Here is an 8,687-nt window from a genome sequence, read left to right as displayed (position 1 = left end):
TTTGATAATCGTTGTTTACTCTTATTTAGTTTTTAGGGTATAAATTAAACTTTATATCTAAACCCATTATCTGGTGATGATGGCGAGAAGGTCACACCTGTTCCCATACCGAACACAGCAGTTAAGCTTCTCAGCGCCGATGGTAGTTGGGGCATTGCCCCTGTGAGAGTAGGACGTTGCCAGGCAAAAGTGAAAAGCTCTAAGAAGATATTTCTTCTTAGAGCTTTTTCTATGCTGATTTATAACAAAGGTTTTAATTGATTTTCCCAAATCCAATCAGGACTATAACGTTTTCTGGACATCGTTTTAGCATGAATTACTGGATTTTCACGCATTAAGTTAACAATAATTTCACCATGTTCTTTATAATATTCTTCCTCTGATGGCTGGTATTTTTCATGAGTATTGTATCCAAAATTTCTTGCATCCCACTTCATAAAGTAGGCATTTAATTGTTTACCTACTTCTTCTAACGCAGGGACTCTTTCATTTAGTACTAGAAAGTTCCCCTTGCTAGCTGCTTCTAATACTGTTAACCCAAATGATTCGGAAAAGGATGGACAAATAAAGAGATTAGATAAGGAAAATAAGTCCAATACCCCTTGTCTTGGAAACCCATATTTAAACTCTTCAATGTTAGAAGTGAAAAACATATCATCACTATCTAGACCAAAAGAAGAACCACTTGCTTTAATGATATGTTTATATTGTTTAGAAGAAATATCACTACTTGGAAAATCACAGAAAATAACTTTTACGGTTTTCTCACTATACCTTTTGATTGTGCCACAGAGGGAAGCTACTTTTTCAAACTTCTTCCCTGTGGTTAACCTTCCAGGATAAACAACTAAAATATCTGGGCTAAATATATCAACTTCCTCAGTTAATCTCTTTACACTTTGATCCAGATAATTTAACAAATCTAGACTATTGTTTACTGCACGGCAATATCCTTCTGCGACGTCATATTGTTTAGATAGTGCAGTGATACCGGATTGAGTAGGATAAACATAAATGGTGTTAGGCATAGGGGAATATCTAGCAGAGAATGGCCATTCGGTTTGAGTTGGACGATTTACAGGAGCGGAATGAGTAAAAGCGATGAATTTCAAATTTGGAAGTTTTTCTTGTGCTTTTCTAACAGCGATATTATGAAGCAGATGCCATCCTTGATAATGAATATCATGCATGATGCAGGTATCAACATCCGAAAGTTTCTTGACTAGATCAGCAGCAATTACGTCTACCTCTTTAAAGAAAGTATCATGTACCTTTCCATTTGCTTGAGAGTAATCCCGCCAATGAATCTGTTCTCCATCAATACTATTAACTACTTTTCTCCATTCAATCCGTTCATCTAAAAAAATTCCATATCTATCAGCAAGTGAGCAGTTTTCACTAACTAGCATAATTGGTTTTACATCGTCGTTAAGCATCATTCGAAGTTGTTCAGCAACTACATTTACGATGGAGTAGGTGCTATCTAACCCATTGAACATGGTTAATAGTGCTATTTTCATAATAAAACCTCGCTTTCTAACTATAAATTCTTAAACTAATCCTCTTAATCCTTCTTCTAAGGATAAAACTGGTTGCCAACTTGGTAGTGTTTTACCGTTATTCCACGGTATCATGACTTCACGGGAACGATATGGACGTCCGCCCCATTCGATTAATAATTGTTTACCTAGTACTGCTTCCACTGTTTTTACCAGATCCTTTAAGCGAATGGGGGAATTAGAGGTAACTGCAAACTCCTCCCATTGGTTTGCCTTTTGGTTAAGCATCCGATGAGCCGCCATAATATATGCCTGCACAACATCGTTGATATGAACGATATCAATTAATTGCTCTCCAGGAGATAATGCTAATGGTTTTTCTGTTCTAGCAGCTTCTAGTAATAGTGAAATTAGTTTAGGTCTGGGATCGTTTGGTCCATATGTGTCAAACAGCATTAGATTGACTACTTGTAAAGAAGACGCTTCTGTATAGTATGCAAGAATTGACTCATAAGCCTGTTTGGTCGCTGCATAAAGACATACTGGACTATAGGGTTTATTTTGATAATGTTGCCAAGATGTTCCTGTGTTGATTAATCGATATACATTATTTTCAAGCATAGCTTCTACTAGCATAGTTCCAAATTCAATATTACTTTCAATTAATGAAGTAACATCTGCTGGTTGATGTTGCGTTTTAACGGTGGAAGCTAAGTGAAACACTACGTCAGGTTTTGCTTTTTCCATAATGTTCATCATATGAGGTATGGATCCATCGTGCCGGTAGATTGAAATATCATCGATAGTAGAAGAGAGTAAATTTAAATTAGAAGAAGGCCTAGTAATGATGGAAACGTCCCAACCTTCTTGAACTAGTTGTTTCGTAAGGTGTGAGCCAACAAAACCTGTTGCACCAGTAATAAGTGCCCTTTGTTTACTAGAATTGCTCATTGTTCTTCGCCCCTATAAAGGAAAGGGCTATTAAATTCATCTAGACTAGGTAGCTCTTTGTCCTTTTTAGATAGTATTGGATTACGATTTGGCCATGGTATATCTAACGAATCCCAGCGGATACCACTATCACATTCTGATGAAAAGGTTGATGTTAATAGACAAACCACAACTGCTTCTTTGCTTGATACGTAAAATCCATGTGCCATACCTTCTGGGATGTAAATCATGTTTTTCTTCTCGCCGTCTAGGTGAAATAAATCGTAGTGTCCATAAGTAGGTGAACCAACTCTTAGGTCCACTACGGCATCTATAATATCACCTTTCATACAGTATACTAGTTTTACATGTTCTTTCGGTGGTGCTTGAAAATGTAGGCCACGTAACACCCCTTTCGTTGATGTAGAATAATATTGTTCCTTAATATCAGTTCTTAAATTATTATCCTTGAAGCTATCAAAATGAAAAGGTTTAACGAAAGTTCCTCGGTGGTCAGTTATTATTTTGGGGAAAATCTGTACACAGTCTACTAGATTTGTTTGGTTAACCTTCAAAACATAACACCTCCACTTACATGTTGCTATATTCATGGATCTGCTCTATACAGACAGAAGTCATATTTTTATTAGATTGGTATGCTTTTACCCAATCTATTGATTTTTCAATTGCTTTATCTAGATTCCATCTCGGGGTCCAGTTTATACGTTGCTTTGCTTTAGACCAATCAAGCTTCAGATATGTGGCCTCATGTTCTGTTGTACTGCTTTCAATCCTATACGAGACGTCATTCCCCCACATATCACAAATACTCATGACAATATGCTCTACACTTTTTGCATCGTTCTCTTGCGGTCCAAAGTTCCAGCTTTCAGCATAATTACTTCCATCTAGGTAAAGCCTCTGGGCTAAGGTTAAGTATCCACTTAGCGGCTCAAGTACGTGTTGCCAGGGTCGGATGGACTTTGGATTTCGTATTACAATCTCATCCCCTGATAGAATGCTTCTGATACAGTCAGGTAACAAGCGATCTTTAGCAAAGTCTCCTCCGCCAATTACATTACCTGCTCTAGCAGTTGCTACAGCAACCCCATGGTTAGTATATGATTTAGGGTTAAAGTAAGAACTCCGAAATGCTTGGGTGACTAATTCTGAACATGCTTTACTACTGGAATAAGGATCATATCCACCTAAAGAGTCAATTTCCCTATAACCCCATTCCCACTCTTTATTTTCATAACATTTATCCGTAGTTACATTTAGAATTACTTTTATATTGTCCGCTGAAGTATTTAGTTGTCTAACTACATCGAGCAAATTCACTGTCCCCATTACATTGACATCGAATGTTTCAATAGGCTGATGATAAGAAGTTCTCACAATTGGTTGAGCGGCCATGTGTATGATAATCTCTGGTTTAGCATCAGATATAGCTTTATAAAGTGAGTCTCGGTCCCTAATGTCTCCAGTCACAGAGTCAATAAGCTTATCTATTTCACAAAGTTTGAAGAGAGAGGGGGTAGTTGGTGGCTCCAATGCGTATCCCGTAACTTCTGCCCCTAAACTATGGAGCCATAAACATAGCCAGGAACCTTTGAAGCCGGTATGTCCAGTGATGAAGACCTTCTTACCTTTCCAAAATTCTGAATCGACCATTTCGTCACCTCGCATTATGTCCATGTTTTCCATGGAGCTTTTTCTTTTTTCCATAATTCTTCTAAATACTTCTTGTCACGGAGAGTGTCCATTGGATGCCAAAAGCTATCATGTTTGAATGCCATTAATTCACCATCATTAGCTAAGCGTTCTAACGGTTCTTTTTCGAAGATGGTGTCGTCTCCTTCTATATAATTGAAGACTTCAGGCTGTAACACAAAAAAACCGCCATTAATCCAACCGCCGTCACCCTTTAATTTCTCTCTAAAGGCTAATATCTGTTGGTCGTTTGATAATTCTAAGGCACCAAATCTGCCACTTGGTTGTGTAGCGGTAAGAGTCGCTAATTTTCCTTTTGTTTTGTGAAACTTCACTAACTGAGAAATATCAATGTCTGCTACTCCATCTCCATACGTAAGCATAAAGGGTTCGTTTCCTATATATTCTTGAATCCTTTTAATTCGCCCACCAGTCATCGTTTCTAATCCAGTTTCTACTAAGGTTACCTTCCATGGCTCCGCATTATGGTGGTGGATAATCTTTTCATTCTGTTTATTAAAGTCTACGGTTATGTCTGAACGATAGAGATAATAGTTAAGAAAATAATCCTTTATTTTATATCCCTTGTAGCCAAGACAAATTACGAAATCATGGTAACCATAGGAAGAGTAAATCTTCATAATATGCCAAAGTATAGGATAGTTTCCTATTTCTATCATCGGCTTTGGTTTTAAATAAGATTCTTCACTAATACGAGTTCCAAATCCTCCTGCAAGAATTACAACTTTCATAGATACACCTCTTTTTAGACTTAATACACACTTTTTCCTATAACGTATGTGAAGGCTAGGTGTTATGTATGTGCGATTGAATTAATAACGGACATTTGTAAGGAAGAAAAAATGATGTACTTGATATAAACGCCTTTCCAAAGAAGTTTGGGTTACATATATTAATTAATACAGTTACTTAGAGAGGAAGGTAATAGAATGCCATATTATAGCTTTGTTCTACTCTGTCATAATCAGTGGAATCTTACGAAACAAGCAATTACCACATTAAATCAATCACTTAGTAACTCCCATAAAGAGAAGGGGATTGAATTAATTGTTATCAATAATGGATCAGAAGATGAAACGAAAGTAGAACTAATGAATTTGAAGGATGAATTGAAAAGTGATATGGAAATTGTTCCAGTTCACTTAGAGAAGAATAAGGGATTTTTAATGGCTTTGAATCTAGGTTTTTCAAAATGTCGAGGGGGGATTATTACTATATTAAACAATGATTTAATTTTCCCTGAAGACTGGTTCGATGGAATAGTAGCTACATTAGAAAGTGACCCTGCTATAGGTGCTGCTGTACCACATTTATCGTATGCCTCTGGAGAAGCGAATGTAGGCGTTAGATTTCAATCAGTCGAAGAAATGAAGAAGTTTTCGAAGGAATTTATGGAGGAAAATAAGAACAAGATTGTTTTTACAGAAAGAGTAATAGGGGCATGTGTAACGATAAAACGAGAATTATTTCAGGCAATAGGAGGAAATGATTTTTGGTTTGGGTTTGGATTCTTTGATGATGATGATTGGTCATTGCGTACATGTATTGCTGGATATAAGATTGCAATTGTCGGAGCATCATTCGTTGATCATATAGGAAATGTAACGTTTCATCAGCATTCAGAAAATGTAGCTGCAGCCATACATGCTAATGGAGAGAAATTCGCAAAGAAATGGGATGTTGTTTCTGGATTTGATCGGAGAAAGCTTGTTGATGGTATTGCCTATAGGAAAGAACAACACTATTTCCCTGTAAAGAAGGAACATTTCAATTATCCTTTTGAGGAGGAAACAAGAGATACCTCAGAGAAATCATATGTCTTAGTAGCAGATTGGAACAATGAACGTTCTTTGTGGAAAAATCGGTTAGTAGAACTAAGGGATAAGTTATTGGCTGAAGATTGCCAGCTTTATCTGTGGATTCCAGAATTATATTATTATAGTCAGGACATTGCCAATGAAGCAATTAATATATTTGGTAACCAACCGAATATCCACTATTTATTTAATGAGATTCCTCCAATTGATGTTCTTAGGTTTTTAACTGGATTTAACTATTTTGTTCATGTGGATAATGATTTTGTAAATATGCAAATGAAGAACGTGGTGGATGGGAAAGTTGAAGTTATTTAAAGATTGCACACTATAATTTTACAAATAGACTGGTCTACCGTGTAATCTGTCCAAACACCTAAGTTTTCTATTAATACAATGATAGAGAATAAATCATAAAGGAGTGATAATATATATGGTATGTCCAAGTTCGGTCTTTCTTGCCACACAAGGAAGCAATGGTTGGCAAATAACTTATAATGCTGGAGCGTCCGACCCATCTATGAATAGGTTTTGCTATGATGTGGAACCAGTGGGAAACCCTCAAGGTCTTAGTCACTTTACTATTGGGTTGGATTGTCCAGATACTGTACTTGATTCACTTGATGACGAAGACCTTGACTGTACACGATCTGATGAAGGACCAGTGACCTGTGAAGTTTCACGAAATCCTCAGCCTAACGAGATACCTGGTCTTATGTTTACAGATATTGAATTGGAAGATGAAGAGTTAGATTTCCCAATTACCTTTTGTATAACAATTGATACAGATGTTCCATTATTTTTAGGATGTGTATTCGTAAGCGGTCAAGCAGGTCAAGGCTCTGTAACGGGCCCTAACCAAATACCAGGACCATCTTGTACGCCACCTGCTACAACAACATCAACATCGACATCAACATCAACGTCGACATCAACATCAACATCAACATCAACATCGACATCAACATCGACTTCAACGTCAACTTCAACATCAACGTCGACATCAACATCGACTTCAACGTCAACTTCAACATCAACGTCGACATCAACATCGACTTCAACGTCAACATCAACATCAACATCAACATCAACATCAACATCAACATCGACTTCAACGTCAACTTCAACATCAACGTCGACATCAACATCGACTTCAACATCAACATCAACATCAACATCGACTTCAACGTCAACGTCAACATCAACGTCGACATCAACATCGACATCGACTTCAACGTCAACATCGACATCAACATCAACATCAACTTCTACAACTACCAGCACTACTTCTACTTCTTCAACAACTACCGCAGCACCTATCGTGTGCCCTATCGCAAATCTAATTACCTGCTGCCAACACGTTATAGAATTTAAAACGCAGCTTGTACCTCCAGCATTAGCTGATGTAGAGAATGTTAGCACAGAAGTATTTTTAGATGAACCAGTGATTGAAGATGTTTGTCCAGAAAAAGTAATTGTATGTGGTGTGTTAAAGAAAAAGATTCACTATACGGCAGTTATGGACGATGGTAGTAAAGTACCAAAAACTATTGAAGACCAACGCGCCTTCCAATGTGTTATTGAAAGAGAAGATGCTAATGAAGGTGATGAATTCGAAGTTATAGGATATGATGTTCTATGTGAAGGTACTCCAAGACTAATGAACCGTGGTTCAAGACCAAGTTCAGGTAGCGTATTTTGGAGATTAGTAGAAAAAGATATTATCAAAGTTTGTATTAGAAAATCTGATACAATCGGTTAACCTAACCAATACCTCTTTGTCACAGATGAAGAGGTATTTTTTCATGGAAAAACTAAGCACTTGTATTTAAGTGCTTAGTTTTTGTCATTTGTATTCATTATAATTGTTTTACGAAACGATCTAGTGCATCCTTCCAATGTGGTAACGTATCAAATCCATTCAGACGTAGTGCCATATGATCAAATACAGAGTAGATGGGACGTTTAGCGGGACTTGGAAATTCTTCTGTCATACAGGGAATAAGTTTTACACTTGTATTTGTTAATCGAAATAGCTCTAATGTCAACTCATACCAAGTGCAACTTCCAGAATTGGAAACGTGATAGATTCCATAGCGATTTGTTTCCATAATCTGCATGATAGCCCTAGCAAGATCCACTGTGTAGGTTGGACATCCGGTTTGGTCATTAACGACGGTGAGTTCTGTATTTTGTTCGGAGAGATGTAGCATTTTTTTAATGAAATTTTCACCATTAACACCAAATACCCACGAGGTTCGGATGATATAATATTTAGAATGAAAATCCCGAACAAATTGCTCTCCGGCTAATTTGGATTGGCCATATACATTTAATGGATTAACTTGGGAAAATTCATGGTAAGGTTCATTATCCGCCCCATCGAATACATAATCCGTACTAATATAAATGAGTTTAGCTTCTATACTTTCTGCTGCAATTGCTATATTACGTGTTCCAATACCGTTAATGAGGAAAGCTGTATCCTTATGTTGTTCTGCTTGATTGACATTGGTATAAGCAGCACAATGGATAATAATATCTGGCTTAATTTTTGATACCTGACTCATTATTTGTTCAAAATCTGTAACATCTAACTGTCTTTTTCCAATCCCATAGACTCGATAGTCAGCCTGGTTCAAAGCCGACACCAAGTCCATTCCCAATTGACCTTTTGCGCCGGTTACTAATACTTTCGTAATCATAAACA

The 8,687-nt window shown here is 37.0% G+C and carries 9 protein-coding genes and 1 rRNA gene; 3 read left to right on the top strand and 7 right to left on the bottom strand.

Going from position 1 to position 8,687, the window contains the following annotated elements; all coding sequences use genetic code 11:
- Positions 1-69 precede the first annotated feature (69 nt).
- Positions 70-185, top strand: a 5S ribosomal RNA gene (rrf, locus tag TE34_RS17515).
- Positions 186-239: 54 nt separating this feature from the next.
- On the opposite strand, the gene TE34_RS17510 is transcribed toward rrf, so the two are convergent.
- Genes TE34_RS17510 through rfbF form a run of 5 tightly spaced genes read right to left on the bottom strand, consistent with a single transcriptional unit; the run spans position 240 to position 4,894 of the window.
- Positions 240-1,520: a glycosyltransferase gene (locus tag TE34_RS17510; protein ID WP_047986111.1), complete on the bottom strand. Its 1,281-nt coding sequence runs from the start codon at positions 1,518-1,520 to the stop codon at positions 240-242.
- 30 nt (positions 1,521-1,550) lie between these two features.
- Entirely contained in the window at positions 1,551-2,450 is a 900-nt protein-coding gene (locus tag TE34_RS17505) for an NAD-dependent epimerase/dehydratase family protein (protein ID WP_047986110.1), read from the bottom strand.
- Positions 2,447-3,004, bottom strand: a complete 558-nt coding sequence (locus TE34_RS17500; RefSeq protein ID WP_201777707.1) for a dTDP-4-dehydrorhamnose 3,5-epimerase family protein — start codon at positions 3,002-3,004, stop codon at positions 2,447-2,449. The genes TE34_RS17505 and TE34_RS17500 overlap by 4 nt, the downstream gene beginning before the upstream one ends.
- 16 nt (positions 3,005-3,020) lie before the next feature.
- The gene (gene rfbG / locus TE34_RS17495) at positions 3,021-4,103 is read right to left on the bottom strand and encodes a CDP-glucose 4,6-dehydratase (RefSeq protein ID WP_047986119.1); all 1,083 of its coding nucleotides are present in this window, start codon (positions 4,101-4,103) and stop codon (positions 3,021-3,023) included.
- 14 nt (positions 4,104-4,117) lie between these two features.
- Entirely contained in the window at positions 4,118-4,894 is a 777-nt protein-coding gene (gene rfbF, locus TE34_RS17490) for a glucose-1-phosphate cytidylyltransferase (RefSeq protein WP_047986108.1), read from the bottom strand.
- A gap of 198 nt (positions 4,895-5,092) precedes the next feature.
- Between rfbF and TE34_RS17485 the strand changes: the two genes are divergently transcribed.
- Complete coding sequence (locus tag TE34_RS17485) at positions 5,093-6,295, top strand: glycosyltransferase family 2 protein (protein ID WP_047986107.1); 1,203 nt, start codon at positions 5,093-5,095, stop codon at positions 6,293-6,295.
- A gap of 516 nt (positions 6,296-6,811) precedes the next feature.
- Here the strand turns inward: TE34_RS17485 and TE34_RS21135 are convergent.
- Complete coding sequence (locus TE34_RS21135) at positions 6,812-7,261, bottom strand: hypothetical protein (protein WP_047986118.1); 450 nt, start codon at positions 7,259-7,261, stop codon at positions 6,812-6,814.
- A gap of 37 nt (positions 7,262-7,298) precedes the next feature.
- Here TE34_RS21135 and TE34_RS17475 point away from each other — a divergent pair, with 37 nt between their 5' ends.
- On the top strand, positions 7,299-7,739 hold the full coding sequence (locus tag TE34_RS17475) for a hypothetical protein (protein ID WP_053075128.1): 441 nt from the start codon (positions 7,299-7,301) through the stop codon (positions 7,737-7,739).
- 97 nt (positions 7,740-7,836) lie between these two features.
- Here the strand turns inward: TE34_RS17475 and rfbD are convergent, their stop codons facing one another.
- On the bottom strand, positions 7,837-8,682 hold the full coding sequence (gene rfbD / locus TE34_RS17470; RefSeq protein ID WP_047986106.1) for a dTDP-4-dehydrorhamnose reductase: 846 nt from the start codon (positions 8,680-8,682) through the stop codon (positions 7,837-7,839).
- Positions 8,683-8,687: the final 5 nt, after the last annotated feature.

This window comes from Ornithinibacillus californiensis, assembly GCF_001038485.1.
Taxonomy (GTDB): domain Bacteria; phylum Bacillota; class Bacilli; order Bacillales; family Amphibacillaceae; genus Ornithinibacillus; species Ornithinibacillus californiensis.
The sequence above is the reverse complement of the archived record's forward strand: the minus strand, read 5'-3'. Positions and strand labels throughout refer to the sequence as shown.

Bases quoted from the DNA above. Each gene is read 5' to 3' on its own strand.
- TE34_RS17510 (WP_047986111.1), bottom strand. From the start codon at position 1,520: ATGAAAATAGCACTATTAACCATGTTCAATGGGTTAGATAGCACCTAC.
- TE34_RS17505 (WP_047986110.1), bottom strand. From the start codon at position 2,450: ATGAGCAATTCTAGTAAACAAAGGGCACTTATTACTGGTGCAACAGGT.
- rfbG (WP_047986119.1), bottom strand. From the start codon at position 4,103: ATGGTCGATTCAGAATTTTGGAAAGGTAAGAAGGTCTTCATCACTGGA.
- rfbF (WP_047986108.1), bottom strand. From the start codon at position 4,894: ATGAAAGTTGTAATTCTTGCAGGAGGATTTGGAACTCGTATTAGTGAA.
- TE34_RS17485 (WP_047986107.1), top strand. From the start codon at position 5,093: ATGCCATATTATAGCTTTGTTCTACTCTGTCATAATCAGTGGAATCTT.
- rfbD (WP_047986106.1), bottom strand. From the start codon at position 8,682: ATGATTACGAAAGTATTAGTAACCGGCGCAAAAGGTCAATTGGGAATG.